General features: G+C 42.9%; 18 protein-coding genes and 1 tRNA gene. 18 read left to right on the top strand and 1 reads right to left on the bottom strand.

The features are described from left to right. Positions 1–252: 252 nt before the first annotated feature. From ACSVDI_RS12580 to ACSVDI_RS12495, 18 genes are all read left to right on the top strand, one after another. The gene (locus ACSVDI_RS12580) at positions 253–855 is read left to right on the top strand and encodes a hypothetical protein (protein WP_457943370.1); all 603 of its coding nucleotides are present in this window, start codon (positions 253–255) and stop codon (positions 853–855) included. Further along, positions 852–3416, top strand: a complete 2565-nt coding sequence (locus ACSVDI_RS12575) for an ATP-binding protein (RefSeq protein ID WP_457943369.1) — start codon at positions 852–854, stop codon at positions 3414–3416. Before ACSVDI_RS12580 ends, ACSVDI_RS12575 begins: the two co-directional genes overlap by 4 nt. Further along, on the top strand, positions 3416–4846 hold the full coding sequence (locus ACSVDI_RS12570) for a lysozyme family protein (protein ID WP_457943368.1): 1431 nt from the start codon (positions 3416–3418) through the stop codon (positions 4844–4846). Before ACSVDI_RS12575 ends, ACSVDI_RS12570 begins: the two co-directional genes overlap by 1 nt. A 99-nt stretch (positions 4847–4945) precedes the next feature. Then, positions 4946–5119 (top strand): antitoxin VbhA family protein, encoded by a 174-nt coding sequence (locus tag ACSVDI_RS12565; protein ID WP_457943367.1) that lies wholly within the window; start codon positions 4946–4948, stop codon positions 5117–5119. Between the two features lie 288 nt (positions 5120–5407). Beyond that, positions 5408–5857 carry a Fic/DOC family protein gene (locus ACSVDI_RS12560; protein WP_457943366.1) on the top strand — a complete coding sequence of 150 codons (450 nt, stop codon included), beginning with the start codon at positions 5408–5410 and terminating at the stop codon, positions 5855–5857. Then, positions 5850–6311: a hypothetical protein gene (locus ACSVDI_RS12555; protein ID WP_457943365.1), complete on the top strand. Its 462-nt coding sequence runs from the start codon at positions 5850–5852 to the stop codon at positions 6309–6311. The genes ACSVDI_RS12560 and ACSVDI_RS12555 overlap by 8 nt, the downstream gene beginning before the upstream one ends. Positions 6312–6394: 83 nt before the next feature. Next, a complete protein-coding gene (locus ACSVDI_RS12550) occupies positions 6395–6526 on the top strand; it encodes a hypothetical protein (protein WP_457943364.1) in 132 nt (43 codons plus the stop codon). Between the two features lie 78 nt (positions 6527–6604). Further along, positions 6605–7057 (top strand): hypothetical protein, encoded by a 453-nt coding sequence (locus ACSVDI_RS12545; RefSeq protein WP_457943363.1) that lies wholly within the window; start codon positions 6605–6607, stop codon positions 7055–7057. A 168-nt stretch (positions 7058–7225) separates the two neighbouring features. After that, positions 7226–8200: a hypothetical protein gene (locus ACSVDI_RS12540; RefSeq protein WP_457943362.1), complete on the top strand. Its 975-nt coding sequence runs from the start codon at positions 7226–7228 to the stop codon at positions 8198–8200. A 127-nt stretch (positions 8201–8327) separates the two neighbouring features. Then, positions 8328–8864 carry a hypothetical protein gene (locus ACSVDI_RS12535; protein WP_277668388.1) on the top strand — a complete coding sequence of 179 codons (537 nt, stop codon included), beginning with the start codon at positions 8328–8330 and terminating at the stop codon, positions 8862–8864. A gap of 160 nt (positions 8865–9024) precedes the next feature. Next, positions 9025–11817 carry a MobP3 family relaxase gene (gene mobP3, locus ACSVDI_RS12530; RefSeq protein ID WP_457943361.1) on the top strand — a complete coding sequence of 931 codons (2793 nt, stop codon included), beginning with the start codon at positions 9025–9027 and terminating at the stop codon, positions 11815–11817. 12 nt (positions 11818–11829) lie between these two features. After that, entirely contained in the window at positions 11830–12756 is a 927-nt protein-coding gene (locus ACSVDI_RS12525; RefSeq protein ID WP_457943360.1) for a DUF3991 domain-containing protein, read from the top strand. A 29-nt stretch (positions 12757–12785) separates the two neighbouring features. Beyond that, on the top strand, positions 12786–14582 hold the full coding sequence (locus ACSVDI_RS12520; RefSeq protein ID WP_457943359.1) for a type IV secretory system conjugative DNA transfer family protein: 1797 nt from the start codon (positions 12786–12788) through the stop codon (positions 14580–14582). Positions 14583–14649: 67 nt separating this feature from the next. Then, positions 14650–15573 (top strand): helix-turn-helix domain-containing protein, encoded by a 924-nt coding sequence (locus ACSVDI_RS12515; RefSeq protein WP_457943358.1) that lies wholly within the window; start codon positions 14650–14652, stop codon positions 15571–15573. 72 nt (positions 15574–15645) lie between these two features. Then, complete coding sequence (locus tag ACSVDI_RS12510) at positions 15646–15978, top strand: AbrB/MazE/SpoVT family DNA-binding domain-containing protein (RefSeq protein ID WP_457943357.1); 333 nt, start codon at positions 15646–15648, stop codon at positions 15976–15978. Further along, positions 15975–16634 carry a hypothetical protein gene (locus ACSVDI_RS12505; RefSeq protein WP_457943355.1) on the top strand — a complete coding sequence of 220 codons (660 nt, stop codon included), beginning with the start codon at positions 15975–15977 and terminating at the stop codon, positions 16632–16634. The genes ACSVDI_RS12510 and ACSVDI_RS12505 overlap by 4 nt, the downstream gene beginning before the upstream one ends. A 64-nt stretch (positions 16635–16698) precedes the next feature. Next, positions 16699–17016 carry a hypothetical protein gene (locus ACSVDI_RS12500; protein WP_457943353.1) on the top strand — a complete coding sequence of 106 codons (318 nt, stop codon included), beginning with the start codon at positions 16699–16701 and terminating at the stop codon, positions 17014–17016. A gap of 391 nt (positions 17017–17407) precedes the next feature. Continuing rightward, positions 17408–18409 (top strand): Abi family protein, encoded by a 1002-nt coding sequence (locus ACSVDI_RS12495; RefSeq protein WP_457943352.1) that lies wholly within the window; start codon positions 17408–17410, stop codon positions 18407–18409. Positions 18410–19559: 1150 nt separating this feature from the next. On the opposite strand, the gene ACSVDI_RS12490 is transcribed toward ACSVDI_RS12495, so the two are convergent. Continuing rightward, positions 19560–19636: transfer RNA gene (locus ACSVDI_RS12490), tRNA-Val, on the bottom strand. Positions 19637–19644 lie beyond the last annotated feature (8 nt).

The following is a 19644-nucleotide window of genomic DNA, read 5'->3' as shown; positions in this document are numbered from 1 at the left end:
ATCCGAAAGATTTGGAAGCGCCACCGGTGTTAGGCTTGTGGACGCATCACGATCTTATCATTATTTCCTTGATATTTCTATTTTCCACACTTTCCATCCCGGTGCTTCGCTCACTTATTCCCTTCCTGATTCTCTTTATCTATGCCTTTATGACCGCGATCATTGGCAGAATACATATTTACCAATACATCATAAAGGTTTGCAGATACGTACTATTTTCACAGCTTATTTATTACTGGGAGGAATCAAAGCATGAAAAGTCTTTTTGACCTTATTGGGAAAAAGAAAATCAGTGTTCAGGATTTGTTAGGAACAGCTGCCTTTGAGGGCAGCTGTCTTTCTTTAAATACAGGCGAGAAATTGGGATTCTTACTGATAACACCGGTAAATCTCAATGTACTCTCAAAAGTGAATATCAAGAGCCGTATTACAAAGCTGACAACCGTTCTGGAAACACTTGGCACGATTACTTTTTGCTGTCTGAATTCTGCACAGAGTTATGACAGTAACAAGCACTACTTGTCAAAACTCAAGGAACAAGAAACAAATGACACCCTGCGAAAGTTGGATGAGGAGGACATTCGTTTTTTTGACCGCATTCAAGTAACCATGGCAACCAGCCGTGAATTTGTCGCAGTATTTCGCTTTTCTGCAAAAGAATCTTTCGAACATGTAAACGAGGTTTTGCGCACGGCTTATGGAGTATTCAAGGATAACGGAATGATTGTGCGTCAGGCCGAGGAAACAGATATAAAACGACTTTTGGCAATTTACCTGGAACAAAACATTTTTGATACCGATTATCCGGATTTTGATGGAGAAAGGTATGTGAAGCTATTGGAGATGAAGTTATGAACCGAATTATGCAACAATCGAAGGTCCTTTCAGACGAGCTGCCAGAGGAACGGCAGCTGACACCACAGGAGCAGCTCCAATCCTGGTATGAGCTGGCAGCGACCTCAGATGGAAACGACAGTGTGGTATCCATGCTTAAACTGTATAACCCCAACGGCGAACCGGAGTGGTATATTTCTGCGGCAAACCGCGGCGATAAGTACGCATGCTATGTGCTGGGGAAAATGTATTACTGGGGGGTGCTTGTGCAGCAGAATTATACAAAGGCTGCCATGTGGTACGCAAAAGCCTCCAGTGCGGATATTTCCTTTGCTGACTACGAGCTGGCAAAAATGTGCGCAGCCGGTCAAGGGTTGGATAAGGACCAGGACGCGGCCGATCAGTTATACATCAAAGCGTTCACGGAATTTGTGAAACAAGAGAAGCGCTGCCCCAACTCAAATATTGAATACAAGCTGGCCATAATTTATGAAAACGGTCTGGCGGGGGAAACAGATTTGAGCCTGGCACAGTATTGGCGGAATTTAGCAAGCGGTAGTAATAAGGAGTTGGTGGAGGAAACGCCTGTTCCGGCAGAACATCAGGAAGAAAAGCAGGAATCCGAACCAGATTTGCAACCGGTCAGCGTTGCTCCGGATGAAAGACAAAATGTACCTGAACCGAAACCAAAACCGGTGCGGCAGAAAAAAAGAAAAGAGAAAACGCCGCTGAAAGTAACCAAAACACCGGCGGATTCACAAGTTTCTGATTCGCTCAAAAGTTTTATGGACATGGTTTCCCCGTCGACCGCTGATTTCGGTCATCCAGATTATTATGTGATCGGCAACACATTCCGGTGCGTTTGGGCGATACGCGAGTATCCAGCCAAAACAGATCAGTGTGCAATATTAAAAGAGTTAGGCGAGATGGACGGTGTCACGCTGAAAATTTTCATAAGTCCTCTCTCCCCGGCGGAAGAAAATAAAATCATTGACAATTCCAATAAGCGGAATAACAATCGAAAAAACACCACTACAAAAGCAAATGAAAAAATTGAGGCAGAAGAAGATCTGAATGACATTGATAAAATGTTGCGACAAAGGCACAACACCAAAGAAAAGCTGCTGCACTGCTCTGTTTTTATCGAGATGGTAGCCGTATCCCTCCAAAAGCTGAAGGACCTGCAGCAAAAAGTAATGATTTTCTGTTCAGAGCAAAAAATCGTTTACGACAGCCTTTGGCTTCTTCAAAAAGAAGGATTTTTGTCCGTCATGCTGACCGGGCAAGACCAGTTCAAATCGCAGTTTCAGAGGGCCATACCGGCCGGCAGCGTTGCAAATCTATATCCCTTTTCTTATTCCGGTAAAACGGACCCGAATGGGATGTATATCGGGCAGAATGTACGTGGTAGCAACATCATCGTAAACTTTGACCGGCGAACACAAGATAAGACGAATGGACACATTGTGATTTTGGGAAATTCCGGTCAGGGAAAATCTCATTTGATAAAGCTTCTGGCCACAAATTTCCGTCAGGCTCATAAGCGGATTTTTATTCTGGACCCGGAAGATGAGTATCGGGAATTGACCATAAATCTAGGCGCATGCTATTTGAATATGATGGCGGGCAAGTACTTTATTAATGTGCTGGAACCCCATAGGTTAACGGATAATCCAATAACCGATGAGCAGGATGAAGACTATAATGAGGATTATATTCCGGTGGCTTTTAAGAAAGGAACCATACTGAGCCAGCATATTGCTTATTTACGGGACTGGTTCCGTTGCTACAAAGAATTTTCAATGGAGCAGCTGGACACGCTGGAAATCCTGTTGGAAAAGCTGTATCAGCAGTTTGACATTTCCGACGATTCTGATTTTGATAAATTCCAGCCGAATGACTATCCGATTTTGTCCGATCTGTTTGAGTTGTGCAAAAAAGAGCTGGAGGAATACGATGAGGCAGGCGGTCAGCTTTATACCAAAAATGTTTTACGCAGCCTGACGCTTGGTCTTCGCTCTATTTGTGTCGGTTCCGAGAGTACATTCTTTAATGGGTACACAAACATCACAAATGCGGATTTTATTGATTTTTCCGTAAAAGGAATGCTCGAAACAAACGAAAACCTGAAGAACGCCATGTTTATGAATATTTTCTCTTACATGAGCCACAAATACCTGACCGAAGGCGATGCGGTCCTGGCGGTAGATGAGCTTTATTTGTTTGTATCAAACCCAATCGCGGTCAACTATCTGCGCAGCTTTGTAAAGCGAGGACGCAAAAAAAACTCCGACGTTATTCTTGCGAGTCAGAATGTAGAAGATTTAATGCTCCCAGGAATCAAGGAATACACCAAGCCGCTTCTTAGTATTCCAACGCACAGCTTTCTGTTTAACCCCGGTGATAACTGCGATGAGAAGGAGTTTCAACGTTTCCTGTCTCTTCCGGAATGCGAGTATGATTTGATTCGCGAACCCAATCAAGGGTTTTGCCTATTTAAATGTGGAAATGAACGGTATCATCTTCATGTCATTGCGCCACCTTATAAAAGCGCGCTGTTTGGGAATGCCGGTGGTCAATAATGAGTGCCGCTGCTATTAAAGTGTTTTTAAAGCTGGCCTCCGATAAGCGCACATGGAAGATCATCGGGAGTGCTTTTATCATCATCGCCTTGATCGTTACTGCGGTAGGAACGAGCTGTACTGCACATAACCTTCAGGTCTACACATCAGATCAAATTGCCAAGGACTATGCGCCATTGATTGCCAAGGTAAATGCGGAAATTGAGGAAGGAGAACTGAACACGCCACTTCTTTACGCGGTTTATATTACGGTTTTTGACAATTCCAAATACCCGGACAAAGATACCATTCGGGGACAGCTGCTTCGCTGCTTTTATACAGAATCCAGCAAAAAAGTAGCAGTTGTTGATGAAAATGGGAATGCGGTTCTGGATGAGCAAGGAAAACCAAAGTACCTCATACATATGATTGCACTACCGATTAGTGACACAACCAAAATATTTAACGAAGTAGAGGATTCTTTCCATATCCAGATTAACGACAACGAACGTGCATATATTCAAAATCTTTCAGAATTGCTCCTACCCTATTCCGGCGGTTCGATTTCAAGCAGTGTATCCTCTTTTGTTCCCCTGATCAGCAAATACTGCTCACAATACGGTATTCCGGATTATGTTTCCCTGGTGATGGCCGTCATGCAGCAGGAATCCGGGGGCTCCGGAACCGACCCGATGCAATGCTCCGAAAGCCCATACAACACCAAATATGCTCACAGTCCTAACAGCATTACCGATCCTGACTACTCCATCCAAATCGGTGTTCAGTACTTGGCAAGCTGTCTGAAGGCAGCAAAATGCAAATCTCCCCAGGATATTCAAGGCATCAGTCTTGCTCTGCAGGGCTACAATTTTGGCAACGGTTACATAACTTGGGCGCTGAAAAAAGGCGGTTACACACAGGAAAATGCCGCAGAATTCTCCCAAATGGAAGCATCCAAACTTGGGTGGCAAAGCTACGGCGACATTAATTACGTGAGCCATGTGCTGCGGTACTACAGCACAACCGGTGAGGAAAATCCTAACGGCGGATTGTTTGCTTACCCAATTCAAACTGGTAAGTATACGATCACTTCTCTGTTTGGAAGCCGCTCTAATCCTACCGGAAAAGGGACACAATTCCACAAAGGCGTCGACTTCGCCGCACCTTACTGCACACCGATACATGCCAGCGAATCAGGCACCGTGATTTATGCACAGTTCGGTTCAACCCCTTACACCGGGTACGGAAATTTGGTAGTAATTCAGCATTCATCCTATCTGGTATCGATGTATGGCCACTGCGCGCAGCTGCTCGTCAGCAATGGTCAGAAAGTACAAAAGGGACAAACCATTGCGCTGGTCGGCAGCACCGGAGATTCTACCGGCAACCACTGCCACTTTGAAATTCGGAAGAATGGAAAAGCAGTCGACCCGATGCTATATCTAAAATAGTATTGTTTTTCTCTGCTTTAGGCACGCCTGCCTGCCAAAATTCTTTGTTATTTTCTTCTGGAAGGAGTATAATATTGATATACAAAAGGGGGCTATTCAATGAAAGACGTGGAAAAGATTATCGATGAAATTAACGGTACCATGGCTATGGAAGGTATGCCCTTAACGGATGATGACAAAGAGAGGTTACGCGATTGTCTTACAGGAAAAACCTCATATGATGAAATGGTCAAGAGGCTTGTAAAGAAGCACACCATCCCGTCTGAAAGGTGATTATGACTATATGAAAAACGAATATCAATATGATTAAGAATGGGATAGCAATTATTGTTATCCCAATTCTTTTATCCTGATCAATAAGCTAGGCATAAAAAATGGCAAGGCGCTGAACGAGGCAGAACGTGAAATTACAACTATACGCATTTCACAAATCACGGAAAATCCAATCAAAGGAAACTTTGATCTGAAACATTTGCAGGCGATTCATCGATTTTTTTTCCGCGATATTTATTCCTGGGCCGGGCAGCTTCGGACAGTTAACATTGCAAAAGGCAATCAATTTTGCAACTGCATATATATCGAGTCCGGGCAAAGCTAACCTTTGATAAGCTTAAAAAAGAGAATTATCTGATTGGCACATCCCAGGATGATATTTGTGAGAAGCTGGCCTATTATTTAGGGGAAATCAATGTTATCCATCCGTTTCGAGAAGGAAATGGACGTACACAGAGAGTGTTTATTGAAAGTCTTGCTCAAGTTGCCGGCTATAAAGTCGATTTTTCGAACGTATCCGCAGCGGATATGATCGAAGCCAGCGCACTTGCCTTTGGCTGCGATTATCGAAAAATGACGGAAACCTTTGAGAGGATTACAACACCGATTTCTCTTGAAGAGCAGGAGCAATACATCCGGCTTGTCAATCCGAAAGGTGGAAAACTTCTTGAATTATTTCAGAAAATTTCGGTATGTGAACAGGAACTGGAAGAAGAACCGGGAATGACACTTGAATAAAACTCAATACACAAGTAATGCCATCAGAAAGGAAAACTCTGATGGCTTTTTTCATGCCAGCAGAATAAAAATCAAATGTTTTTTCTCTGCTTTAGGCGCGCTAAACCACTGGCAGAACACAATTTACATTAAGAGGAAAGAGGTAATTTCGATGAAAACAATCACCGTAAAACTAAAAATTGAACCGCAAAAATTCAACGCCGCACAGCAGTTTATGGAAGAAAAAGGATTGGATATTAGTGATGAGTTGAGCAAAACAGCAGAGACTTTTTACAAAAAATTCGTGCCTTCTCCGGTGCGAAAATACATTGAAAAATCGACTGCTGCCTCCCATACCAACGCTGAAAAATCTTCCCGTTCTGCTCCCTCAGGGCCGTCAGGATCCGGTTCTGAAGAACCGGATTTTGGTATGGATTTAAGTAATGTGGGTTCTAGTCGCTCCTGCGATGGCTAAATTGCTTGTTTTTGGCCCTGCTATGCGGTTTTTTTAGGTTTTCTCAAAGAGATATCTATGGAAGGAAAACCTGTGGAGCAACTTTGCAGGATAAAGAAGCGCCACCAAAACGGTGGCGCTTAGTTACGCAACGCCCAGCGGTGCTGGGCGTTAAGAAATATGACATTGGTGGCAAAATTTTTTATTTGGTGGCAAAACAGGAATCAAAATATTGAAATTGTGTTTATAAAGGCGCTAAAGCACTTACTTTTTTATTACCACCAGTTTTGCCACCAACATTTGGGAGGAAAATCATGCCTGACTTTATAAATACAGAGATTGTAAAAGACAGTTCAATTGATTCAGATAAGAAGTTTAAATGCACAGTCTATCTAAAAAGAGGATGCTACGCAAAAGTGGATAGCCTTATTAATCTTGCTGGCTGCACTTCGAGAAATGATGTAATCGAAAAAGCTGTTGATTTTTATTTTGGATACATCACTTCTCAACTAAATCAAGATTATTTATGCGGCGCTTTTGGTTCAAAGATGGAAGGACTGGTTAATAACCTAGCTACGCGAATTTCAAAAGGGAATTTTCGAACAGCAGTTGAAATGGATATGTTAACACGTATGTTGGCTACCGTGGTACAACTTGGTAAAGATGATTATGAGAAACTACGTACTAAGTCCATTCATGATGTAAAAGCAACAAACGGATCTATTGATATCTTAGAAGCGGCTAATGAATCAGAATGTGAAATATAAGCTCCAATTAAAATTTACATATTGACAATGGTAAAAAATGGTATTATAGTAAAAGCAAAATAATTCTAAATTACAATTAAATAGGAGTAAGTCTATTGAACTAATTGCAAATCAGGTTTGTTCCATTTCGGTAATTACAATTATAAAAATGCTAAAGGAGTGTGTGAAATGAGAAATACTATTAAAAAGGCTATCAGTTTAGTTCTTGTGATTGGAATATCCACCACCATTTCTGTGCCTGGGCTTGCCGCGACTATACATGATCCTGAAAGGATTATCATTAAGCAAAGTGACGGTAATTACAAGGTAAATAATCTTGGAACTTCGGAAGGAGTCAAGGTAACGATAAACAAGGATGGCATGTATCAAGATGAGAATGGAAAGCTGTTCTCTAAAGTGAAAGATGATTTATTCATTCCTGTGAAAAAGGTAGATATTCCGTTGGAAAATATCGAAACCACTAATGCTGTGATTAAGCAACAAAACATTCAAAAGGAAACTACTAATTATATTCTTGATGTTATAGCTAACTCTAAAAAAAATCAAATTCATATAGACAGTATTCAGGTATATTTGCCACAAGCAACAAGTTCCAGAAGGACTTATAAGGGATATGGAAATAAAACGTATTTTGAAGAAACAGTTACAACCAATTATCATAGCGACCCAGCAGATGTAAATCAATCCCCTTGGGGTACTTATAAAAATAGTGTCATTAAAGGAATCGCAGAATATATTGTAGGTGAGGTAGCTGATAAAGTGACATTTGGCTCATATTCTATAGCGAGTATTTTTGCTTCAGCTGTACCGAGTTCGGTATCAGGCACTACTGAAGTAACTCATTATGCTCAACTATTTGAAACAAAGACCACAAAGCACACTTATGTTGTGGAGGATGGTCAATACTATTTTGGATCATTGACAGAAAAAGCTTCGGGAAAGTTCGAAAACTTTATTTCAATCCCGGGTGTGTCCGGTGGAAACAAACGAGGATCGGACTCTAAAATTTCAAATATTCAAACCCAAAACTATTCATCTGCCGATAAAAGAGCCTATTATGGCTATGTAAGCGGTGGTTGGGTTGAAAGAATTGAATCTTACCAGTATGGTCAAGCGACTTTTAACTCTGCATATTCCTCCTGATATCACCAAGCGACAATTTTAATTAACTCAGTGGCTTCCTAAGTTATACATGAGCGCCGTTATAGTAATATGGCGCTCTCTTAGCTTTTCAATGCTGATGGCCAACTTAAGAGGGGATGATCACCAATTGAGAATAAAACGAAAAAAAATAATTATATTATGTATTTCATTGATTTTGGCTATAGTCACAGCAGCATGGGCGTGGTTTACAGAACCAGTAACAGTGGACAGAGCAATGCAGGACAGGAAAGTAACAAATGCCGTAATTTCATACAAAACTATTACAAAAGATGGAATTGCTGCAACGACTATTCAAACACAGAATGTAACCGAAATAAAAAAAGTGATTAATTTAATGAATCAATATCCATACAGCAGAAGACTTTTCGCTACTTCGCCATCAAATTCTTCCCATTATTCAGACACACATATGATATGGATTTCATTGGGGTATAAAAACGGGAACGGCAAGCCCGGAATATATAACTATCTTATATATGAGTATGGATACATGCAAACATCAGATTCTGGAGAACATCTTCACCCTAGTGGAATCGGACGATTTGGAACCGAAAAGACGAAAGCGTTTTATAGTAAAATCACCGATTTGTTTCATCAGCTTGAGGGTAATTCAACCTGGGAAAAAACAATTGATGCATCATAAATAGTAGAAGTTGTCTCTTGTACGAACTTTTTCAATTGGTTCACTTGAAGTTAAGACAGAATGAGCAAGAAACTTGTTGAAAATAAGCAAAAGAGTAAATATGATTCCGAGCACAAATGGATTCCATTTGTGCTCTATTTTATAGTTAGGAGGAATCAAATTGCCTGGCGCAAGAATTGTACTAAATTCCCGGTATTTCCATATTGCCAAAGTGGGAGAAAAGGCAGACGGAAAACATGTCATGACAAAGGACGCAGCGATGGGCCTGGTCAATTATGTTGGCACGCGGGAAAGCGTGGTGTTGAACATGCCGAAGCAGCATTCTATGGATGACGAAAATATTACTGCTCTGAATTTGGACCCGCTGAATCTGAAAACTGAGGTTGCTGCGCGACCGGCTACGCATAAGCAGATGAAATTGCTGGCTGAACTTCTCCATGAGTTTCCAGAAGCAAAACAGAGTTTGGAATATCAGGACTTCAAAGCAAACCCAACCATCGGCAACGCGACGGAACTAATCTCCCACGCTGCAGAGTTTGGATTGGGGTTTGCAGTGGATTTAGGCAGGGCAAAAAATTTAGTTGAGTATGTCGGGAAGCGACCCGGAGTAGACCGTGTTGGGGAACACGGTCTTTTTTCTTCTGCTCCGGAAGTGGATATTAAAAAGGCTCAAGAAGAAATTGCAAACTGCAAGGGAAACATCTGGACGCATGTCATTTCCCTGCGACGAGAAGATGCAGATGCACTTGGGTATGATACTCAGAAGCCGTGGCGCGATCTCATAATGCAAAAGATTGACATCATCGCAAAGGCTTCCAACATTCCGGTATCGGAACTGCACTGGTACGCCGGGATGCACAACACTACACACCATCCCCACATTCATCTGCTTGTATTTTCAGACAATCCCAAATCCGGGAAACTTACCCGGGAGGGAATCAATCAAATGAAATCCGAATTTTCCGAAGTGATCTTCGCGGATGAGCGCCATCACATCTATGAACATAAAGATGAAATGCGCGAGGGAATTAAAAAACAAGTGGATGAAATTCTTTCCGAGATTACGCGAAATGCCGAAAGGCAGTTCAGTGACAAAGAAATGGACACGCTCTGTAATAAGCTGTTGCAGTTGGGGAATGTTCTGAAGAACCGCCCTGGGAAACTACAATACGGCTGGATCAAAGATTTTCAGCTCCGCCGCCAGATTAATGACATCATGGCTGATTTAGGAAAGACACCGGCGATTCAGGAACTTTACCGTCTTTACTGCGAGGACCACAAAGAGCTGCAGGGAATGTATCGAAATAATCCAAAGGATATTGGTCCTCTTGAAAGACAATCCGAATTTCAGGTTATTCGAAACAAGATTATTCGTGAAGCTGTGAACTTGGCCCGAGCGCACGAATCGTCCCTTTCTTCCCCGCTTTCTTACGAATCTCTCTGTGCCCCCCTGCCATCTGAAAAACTGGATTGTTTGCCGGCGGATTATGAACAGTCAGCAAACTGGGACGTCCAGGACGACTTTGAACCGGTAGAACAATGCAGCTCTGCCGAGCAACGATTCCGCGATTGTTGGAACAAAGCAGTGAATGGTGCAGCAAAATCCGGATATGAACTGGCGAAAGCCCGGTATGAGCTGGCCCGGATGTACTTTTATGGAAAAGGCGTAGAACAGGACTATGGACAGGCCATGATGTGGTACGGCCTTGCTGCCGAAAGCGGTCATTCCTTTGCAAAATATGAGCTTGGGAAAATGTATCTTTATGGAATCGGTATTGACATGGACATGGAACTCGGCAAGGAATACTGTCTGGAGGCTTACTGGGATTTCCGGCACTCCGTGGAAAAGGCATACGGGCTGGATATTGGACAATACGTGGAAGATGGAACAGTGTTTGAGGAAGGTTACTCCGGTTGTAAGGACGCAGCCTACCTTCTGTACTGTTTGGGTCGGATGGAACACTCCGGGGAGGGTATCGACCGGAATTACGAGAAGGCATTCCGGTGGTACCGGTTGGCAGCACAGGGTGGTCATATCCATTCCAATTACTGTATGGCACAAATGTATTACGGTGGTGAGGGCGTTCCACAGGATTACTCTGAAGCGCTGCACTGCTACAAAGCAGCCGCAGAAGGTAAAGACCGGTACGCCTATTATGCGCTCGGAAGAATGTTTGACACCGGCACCGGCGTGGAACAGAACCGCTCTGCAGCTGCAAGCTGGTTTACATTGGCGTCAAAAGAAAATGTTCCCTATGCCGATTACCGTTTGGCGCAGATGTGTGCGGCCGGACAGGGCATGGAACAAGATACGGAGTTATCCGGTATTCTCTACCGCAAAGCACTGGAAGAATTTTTAGAGCAGGAGAAGCGGCAGCCGAATGCCGCTGATGAATTACAAATTGCTGGGATGTATCTGCATGGGTTAGGTGTAGATGTTAATCCCAAGGAAGCGGCGAAATGGCTGGAGCTGTGCGCGGAAAAGGAAGACCCGCACGCACAGTATCAGCTTGCTCGGATGTTGCAAACCGGCGATGGCGTCATGAAGAACGAAAACCGAGCCGGTGAATTTTACACTAAGGCTTTTCAAGCCTTTGTAAAACTTAATCACGAAGAACCGGATGACGCGTTACAGTATAAAATCGGAATCATGCTGGAATTCGGGCTGGGTGTAAAACGCGACGTTACCGCAGCCAAAGAGTGGTATCGAATGGCTGCGGATTCAGGAAATGAATCCGCAGCGGAGCGGTTGAATCAGATCCATGCCATGGAAACCGGCATGGCGGTCAACTCTGTGCTGAGTCTGTTTCGGGCACTCAGCCAAAGCATGGGTGACAGCATTAAAGACAGCACAACACACAAGTATCGGCAGGACCGCAAGCTGCTGCAAAAACAGCGTGAGCGGAAGATAGAACATGGACACAAATACGATGACCAGGAGCAGGCTATGTAGAGGAGGATTGAAATGTCAAAGTATGTGGAGTTTACCCAGGAGGAAATTGACCGCGCTGCCCACACGGATATCAAGTCATTTCTGGAAGCAAAGGGCGAAAAGGTTCTGCGGAGCGGAAGTGAGTGGATGTGGGCCGCGAATCCAAGTGTGAAGATTCGCGGCCATGTTTTTTGTGAACACGCCACCGGTGAAGGCGGAACCGCCATTGATTTTCTCTGTACCTTCTACAACTGCCGGTTTCCGGACGCGGTCCTAACCCTGCTGGGGGAAGATTATAACGGAGTAAGGTTACGCCGAAACACGGCTCCGCCACCGGAGCGGAAACCGTTCAAACTGCCGCAGAAAAGCCGGAATATGAAACGGCTCTATGCGTATCTGATGCAGGAACGAAAAATCGACCCAGATATCATTTCCTTCTTTGTCCACCAGCGAAGCCTGTATGAAAGCAGCAATACTCACAATGCCGTATTCGTCGGGTATGACAGGATTGGAAAGGCCCGGTCGGCACACGAAAAGGGGACACTTTCTGACCGACCGTATCGGCGTGACGTACCAGGTTCATCGAAGGACTATTTTTTCAACTATTCCGGCGGTTCGGAATGGCTGTTCGTTTTTGAAGCGCCGATTGATCTGATGTCTTTTATCTGTCTGCATAAGGATAAGAACTGGAAAAAACACAACTACCTAGCTTTAGGCGGGCTGAGCGACCGTGCTCTGGCCCGCTTTTTGTCTGAATATTCTAATATCCGAAAGATTGTATTCTGTTTGGACAACGACGCAAACGCGAAAAACAAGGACGGTTCTCCTGCCCCAAATCACGGACAGGTGGCTGCAAGGCAATTTTGTCATGATTATGGACAAAAAGGATATGACACCTGCGTAATGGTTCCAGATCTGAAAGATTGGAATGAAGTCCAGAAAAGCAGGAGTCAACAGTGAGATATGAATCAAATCGAGGAGGAATCGATATGCCAAGGAACATCGCTTTCATTATTTCCATGGTGGCGGTAATTTTTATCGTTATTATTATGATTTTGCAAGCGAAACAAGGTTCACTAAATATCAAATCTAAGACCGTTGGCGACGGCCAGTATGGTGACGCGCGGCTAGCGACACAGAAAGAAATCAATGACACCTACCGAGTTATCCCATTCGAGCCGGAAAAGTGGCGCATGGGTATGAATCTTCCTACTTCGGTGGAGTTTTGTGCCGTTTTGGGGTATCTTGGAACCAGAAAACATACCAGTGCAAGAATAGATACATCGGACAGCAACACCATTCTTATCAGTCCGCCGGGCGCAGGAAAAACAACCTGCATCCTTTATCCAAATTTGGAGTTGGCTTGTGCTTCCGGGATGAGTTTTTTGGTAACGGATACGAAAGGGGACGCTTTTCGCGATTACGCCGGAATCGCTCAGAAATATTATCACTATCGCCCCTATGTCATTGATCTGCGGAATCCAACCCGCAGCAACGGCTTTAATCTGCTGCATTTACTCAACAAGTACATGGACAAATACAAAGCATCCGGCTCTTTAAAAGACAAGGCGCGCGCGGAGCGCTATGCGAAGATTACCGCGCACACCATTGTACATATGGACGGGTTCGACGGCGGCGGACAGAATGCCTTTTTCTACGAAGCCGCCGAAGGGCTGATTGCGTCCACCATACTGCTCGTTTCCGAATTTTGTGCAAAAGGCGAGCGCCATATTGTCAGCGTATTCAAAATCATTCAGGAGTTGCTGCAGACGAAGGCAGTAAAGTCAAAGGCAGATAAAAGTGTTAAGCCCAAGAATGAGTATCAAAAACTCATGGAGCTGCTTCCTCCGGAGCATAAAGCAAAATGGTTGGCCGGAGCTGCTCTGAACACCGCGGAATCCAGTATGCATAGTGTCATGAGTACGGCAATGAGTCGGTTGCTTTCCTTCATTGACAGCGAATTAGAGCAAATCCTTTGCTTTGATTCCTACGTGGATGCAGAGCAGTTCTGCAACGATAAAGTGGCTGTTTTCATTGTATTTCCGGAAGAAGACCCCACGAAGTTTTTTCTCGTCAATTTGTTTGTTTCTGAACTTTACAACGAATGTCTGACCATCGCGAACCAGGATGGAAAAAATAAATTGGACCGGCGTATCCTTTTTTATCTGGACGAAATTGGGACCATGCCGAAATTTGATAATCTGGATCAGATGTTTACGGCCGGGCGGTCCAGAAACATTCTTTTCTTTCCTATGCTGCAATCGGTCGCGCAGTTTGATAAAAAATACGGCCGCGACGGAACAAACATCATTTTGGAAGCCTGCCAGAATGCCTTAGTTGGCGGACAGGCTCCACTATCAAAAAGTGCAAGCGATTTTTCCGATATGCTGGGAAAGATGACGGTTCAGGCGGGAGGCGTTTCCTACAACGGAAACGGGCTGCTTCAGACAAGTTCATCCCAAAATTATCATATGGTATCAAAACCATTGATTAGCGCAAACAAACTTAAAACACTGCCTAAAAATCAATGGGTATTAATGAAAACACATAACCACCCGTTTATAACGACTCTAAAGCGCTATAACGAATGGGGAATTGAACTAAACTGTCCCTATGAAATGCCGGAATTCGCGGCACACCCTGTGCGCTACGCCAGCAAAGATGAACTATGGGCCGCAGTACTTGCCCAATATCCGCAGAAACGAGAACCGGAGCCGGAAGAAATTCCGCTTCCAGAGGAACCTCCCGTTGTGCGGAAGACGCACATTTCGGATGAATTGATATAACCTGAATTGATAAAAGAGGGAACCGACTGAACCGGTTCCCTCTAATTTTATATAAGGAGAATATGCCGTGGAAAACTTTTACCTGTGCAACAGTGCCGCCCTGCAGGCCAACCTCTCAAAATCAGCGTTTAAGGTTTACTCTTTTCTTGCCATGAGTGCAAACAATCGCACCCGTTCCAGCTTCTACAAACGGAGCAGCATCGCGATGCATTGCCATATGAGCGTATCAACGGTGAACCGTGCGGTTCGGGAACTGTGTGGGAAAGGATTGTTGGAAGTGAAACGCAGATTTTTAGAAAAAGGTCAGCAGACTTCCAATGACTATATTCTGATCGACAATCCCCAGCTCACAACAAACGATATTGTGGCTTCTCAGGCCAATCAAACGCAGCCTAAATTTAACTGCGATAATTACACAAAAAAGGCTCATAACGGCGTTCAGACAAAACTTTGCCTATTCAAATGTAGCCCTGCCGGATTTCAGGTAAAGCTATCGCCATCTGAAATGAAAGTGTATTCCTGTCTGTTTTTTCATGCCGGCCGGTCCGGTCAATGCAAACCATCGAAGAAACGGATCGCCTCCGACTGCAGTATGAGTGTGGCCACGGTTACCAGGGCTATTCGGAAACTGAAAAGCGCAGGCTTAATATCCATTGTCCCGCAGACGCGGATGGAACGTTATGGAAACAATGGAACCAGTGTAAATCTGTACATACTAAATGCTTCAACGGATCGGAAAAAACATTCCAGAAAGCACTTCCCAAGCCTTTGGAAAGTGCTGTTTTATCTTTTTTTCATCCGTTTGACACCCTCCCCCATGTCACCGGTGACACCCCATAGAACTATATCCAGAACAAAGGTTACGTTAAAGCAGAGAAAAGAGTATTTTATCTCTCTATTAGCTAAGTGCTATACAGCGAATATTTATCCGAAATCGTCATGGAAAAGCCAGTTAACCGGAAGGCAACGAAAATTCAGTGACTCCGGATAATATCACAGCTGGGCAATTCTTTTTTCCCTGCTTTAGAACATCTTTGCGAAAAATGAGATTGGAGAGGACAACATGAACGAAATTATTGGACTTCCGGTTCTTGTTTCGGAGCGGCACCGGATTGTGATCAACCGGAGCTTTCGGGATTTGCTGAATATTCCAGAAACCGGGTCCGTACAGGTTATCATTAACCGGAACCGTTTGCAGGTATTTCCCGACGTCGTTGAACTAAAGGGAGGAGTCCGAAAAGATATTAGTGCAGGCAGGTTTAATCTGCCGATGGAGTGGGTTCGGGCAAACGGAGTAGAGGTTGGTGACTACGTCTTTTTGATTGCAGCGGAGGATTGTATTCTCATCTGTCCGTCCGTCAAATTTTCAACTTTTTCTCAGGAGGGCCAATTATGAATTATAGTGGGATAATTACCATGTTGATTTTACTACTCTATTTTGCTAAAATAGAATATGAAAACAAGGGCATAAAATGGGGTAATTCTTTGGATTATGCAGTACTAGGCTCCCTAATTATTGTAGCGTTAGAATTGGGTTTCGAGATCTGGAGAACCTTTAAGGATAGAAATGATTCTCAGTCAGAACACACAAGGATTCAGGATAATGACGACAAGAATAGGGATCTGCTTATTAAGGACCATGAGCGACTAAGTGATAAAATCGACGCGAGCCAAACTCTCATCAGAGAGGGACAAGGACGCATTTCGCAGACAACATCTGAAATACATGCGGCAGTTTCGTCAATTGATAAACAATTAGCTGTAGAAGAAGCCAGAAGAGAGGAACTAATAAATTCCATGACTTCCAACCAGCGTAATCTGCATGATCAAATTAACGCTATTTATGCATTAAATGAGCAATTACCTATCCTGCAACTTGAAAAGCAGCAGATTACCGAAAAATACGAAGCTCTTCTAAAAGAACATAAAGATCTAGAGCATAACTACCTCATTCTCCAAATGGAACGCGATGAGTTGCAAAAGAAATATGAGTATCTTTTACAAGGCTTCGAGCAGGAGGAAACTGAGAATTTTACACAGAAGATCGAATAAAAATAACAGAACGAAGCGGAGCAGGATTTCCTGCTCCGCCTTTTTATAGAGAGGTTTGATAATCATGAAATACATTGGCAAAATTATTGGCTACCCAACAAAGTTGTTCGTTAACAACCGCATCTACATTCCTAAAGAATATTTACACTTTTATGGAATATCGGAAATCAATGATGAGTTGTTCTTTAAAACATCAGATCGACAACTGTTTTATCAGCCATCTTATCTTTGCAGAAAAGAAGCACATCCATACAAGTCTTGCTCCATTATTGGGGGACTGGTTACTTTACCTATTTCGTGGGTTAGAGAACACCGGCTGAAACATGGGGATATCCTGTTCTTGCTGGGAACAACAGAGGGAATACTGGTTCTTACAAAATAGGGAACAACCAAAACGTGGAGCAGTTTTTTCTGCTCCACGTTACCTATGGGTTATTTATCTGGTTCAGGTCAGAATATGTGAAAATGCTTCAACCGTACAGGACAAAAACAAGTACTCACCGTTTCCTTTTGGATTTTGGTTTATATGGCATTGGTTCACCTCCTTAAGAAAAGGTGTTTTTCTCTTGTCAATTACATCTTTTTGATATATAATCAAAATTAATTGGTATAAACGGTACACCTATTGCATAGGATAATAGTGGCATATTCTAGCCTATTGCCACAAAAGGTGTGTTGACAAAGCTCACATATGTGCTATAATAGATATAGAAATATTGCCAGTTTGTCCTCCGGTGTCCTTCGGGCCCGGGGGCTTTTTTGTTGGAGGCATTATGAGAGAGAAAGAATATAAAACATATCATCAATTACTAACCATCCTTCGCAGCCGTGGTATGATTATTGAAAAGGGCTCTCAAGGTTCGCGTGTTATGCGGATTTTGGAAGAAGAAAACTACTATAATGTCATTAACGGTTATAAAGATTTGTTTTTGGCAACCCATGCTACTACAACAACCGATGAAACATATAAGACAGGCACAACTTTTGATGAAATATATTCTCTCTATTCCTTTGACCGAGAGGTCAGAAGTATTTACCTTAAATACCTACTGAAAGTTGAGAACAGATTAAAAACAGTCATTTCGCACGAATTCTCATCTAAGTACGGATATGATAATTATTTAAAGTTAGATAACTTCCAGTGCCAAGCATCTGATTTGGCAAAGGTGCAGCAAATTAGTGCTGAGGAAAATACACAATCCGTTATAAAGTTAATCGGTGATATTCAGCAGGAAATTGCTCGACAGATGGGCAAGTATCATCAAGTGGTTACGCATTACATGACTCATCACGGTTACATACCGCTATGGGTTCTTGTAAATGTTCTTACGTTTGGAAAAATTACATATTTCTATTTCAATATGATGCCTGCGGACAAAGCAGTGGTTGCCAAACAATTTAATGTTGCTCCAGACGAACTTCATAAAATCATGGAAATGTTAGGTTTAGCGCGAAATAAGTGTGCTCATGATGAACGTTTCTTTGATATTTCATTTCGGCGTAGTCTCCATACAAAGAGCATTAAAAACTTTAACACTTTGGGAATCACGCGGGGAGCTGATGGGTCATACACATATGGTACGAATGATGCATATGCCATTGCCATCATTTTTGCACTATTTATAAGTAAAACAGAATTAAATGAGTTTATTAGCTCAATGAAAGTTGCATTTGGCAAGCTGCAGAAGCAATTGCATACAATATCGATTGATGCAGTGATGAATCAAATGGGTTTCGGACCAAACTGGGCCAACCTAACTTGTCTAAAACACTAATATATTCATACAAGTTTGGAAGACACAGATAGGAGGTCATGCTGTTGTAGCATGACCTCCTATTTTCGCCGTAAGGCAATCTAGCTGGATCGCTCCCCGCAAGTTTCAATTTCATTTTGTTCTCCTGATTATAATACTATCATAAGGAACAGGTATCACTATGTAGAATTGCATCACAAGTGTCTAATGCAGAAGCGTTACTATCCTGTTTCTTAGTCTCGATCACGCGATAATTTTCGTATGAATTTTTCAAAAATTAGCCTTCTCGGACTGTGCAAGCACCATGCTTTCCCTTGGGTAATGTTCTCGATCATAAATCTCTACCGGAATACCATGTGGTTTGGATTCTCTGCCTTTAACTGCTGTATTCTCGCTCTTCACTTGATAAAATAAAAAAGGCCGGAATATAAAACAACATATTGCTAAATTTTTCTTGCAATTTTTGTTTTTCTGTATTATAATTCTCTTTGTGGATAAAGCAAAAAGCATCCACAGGGAATCAATCGTGTGCAAAACGATTGATTCCCATCCGCCATAAGGGTGGACAAGACCCGTTATGACTTGTGAATGCCGTTTTTGCGCTGTTATTTTAACACGCATTTCGGATACATGTCAAGGTCTGTACCCTTATTGGCTGGTGAGGGTGCAGACTTTTGTTTTTCCACAAAAAGCCCATAATGCTTTGTGCATTGTGTACCTCATATGCGAATTATATTATTCGCGGCGTGAGGTTGGCGCACTTTGAAAAATATTTCAATCAATCGGTACCAGCGATTGATGAAATCATAGTGTAACACAAAGACTTTCTTTGTCGGAGCGGAAACATTGGACACCGCAAAGCCGGCACAGCCGCATTTGCGATCATCTGCATGCTGATATCCAACTGGCAATTGGATGTGCGATAATCCCGGCAAAGTTATAATGATACTTCTGTCCGGCCAACGTCACTGTATTGGGGGCAGCTTCCAGAGAACCTGGAAGAGGAATCTTTATTCCTATGCGATTGTGCCAACAATCCTTTGTGAAACATAATAATTATTTGGTAGCACAAGCCTCCACTTGTGTTATCAAATAATTATGTACTTAGAATAACTAAATATATAATTATTTGATAACAGGGGTAAAAGCATATGCTCTTACCCTTATTATGTGGTGGACGTTATAGGACTCGAACCTATGACCTTTCGCACGTCAAGCGAACGCTCTAGCCAGCTGAGCTAAACGTCCATATTTTT

The organism is Caproiciproducens sp. LBM24188, from assembly GCF_054130445.1.
Note: the sequence above shows the minus strand (reverse complement) of the source record. Positions and strands in the feature narration are given on the sequence as shown.

What these genes read in the sequence shown, in the direction of transcription:
- ACSVDI_RS12545 (WP_457943363.1), top strand. Translation starts at nt 6,605, where the DNA reads ATGCCTGACTTTATAAATACAGAGATTGTAAAAGACAGTTCAATTGAT.
- ACSVDI_RS12565 (WP_457943367.1), top strand. Translation starts at nt 4,946, where the DNA reads ATGAAAGACGTGGAAAAGATTATCGATGAAATTAACGGTACCATGGCT.
- ACSVDI_RS12500 (WP_457943353.1), top strand. Translation starts at nt 16,699, where the DNA reads ATGAAATACATTGGCAAAATTATTGGCTACCCAACAAAGTTGTTCGTT.
- ACSVDI_RS12570 (WP_457943368.1), top strand. Translation starts at nt 3,416, where the DNA reads ATGAGTGCCGCTGCTATTAAAGTGTTTTTAAAGCTGGCCTCCGATAAG.
- ACSVDI_RS12540 (WP_457943362.1), top strand. Translation starts at nt 7,226, where the DNA reads ATGAGAAATACTATTAAAAAGGCTATCAGTTTAGTTCTTGTGATTGGA.
- ACSVDI_RS12495 (WP_457943352.1), top strand. Translation starts at nt 17,408, where the DNA reads ATGAGAGAGAAAGAATATAAAACATATCATCAATTACTAACCATCCTT.
- ACSVDI_RS12520 (WP_457943359.1), top strand. Translation starts at nt 12,786, where the DNA reads ATGCCAAGGAACATCGCTTTCATTATTTCCATGGTGGCGGTAATTTTT.
- ACSVDI_RS12505 (WP_457943355.1), top strand. Translation starts at nt 15,975, where the DNA reads ATGAATTATAGTGGGATAATTACCATGTTGATTTTACTACTCTATTTT.
- ACSVDI_RS12525 (WP_457943360.1), top strand. Translation starts at nt 11,830, where the DNA reads ATGTCAAAGTATGTGGAGTTTACCCAGGAGGAAATTGACCGCGCTGCC.
- ACSVDI_RS12580 (WP_457943370.1), top strand. Translation starts at nt 253, where the DNA reads ATGAAAAGTCTTTTTGACCTTATTGGGAAAAAGAAAATCAGTGTTCAG.
- ACSVDI_RS12575 (WP_457943369.1), top strand. Translation starts at nt 852, where the DNA reads ATGAACCGAATTATGCAACAATCGAAGGTCCTTTCAGACGAGCTGCCA.
- ACSVDI_RS12510 (WP_457943357.1), top strand. Translation starts at nt 15,646, where the DNA reads ATGAACGAAATTATTGGACTTCCGGTTCTTGTTTCGGAGCGGCACCGG.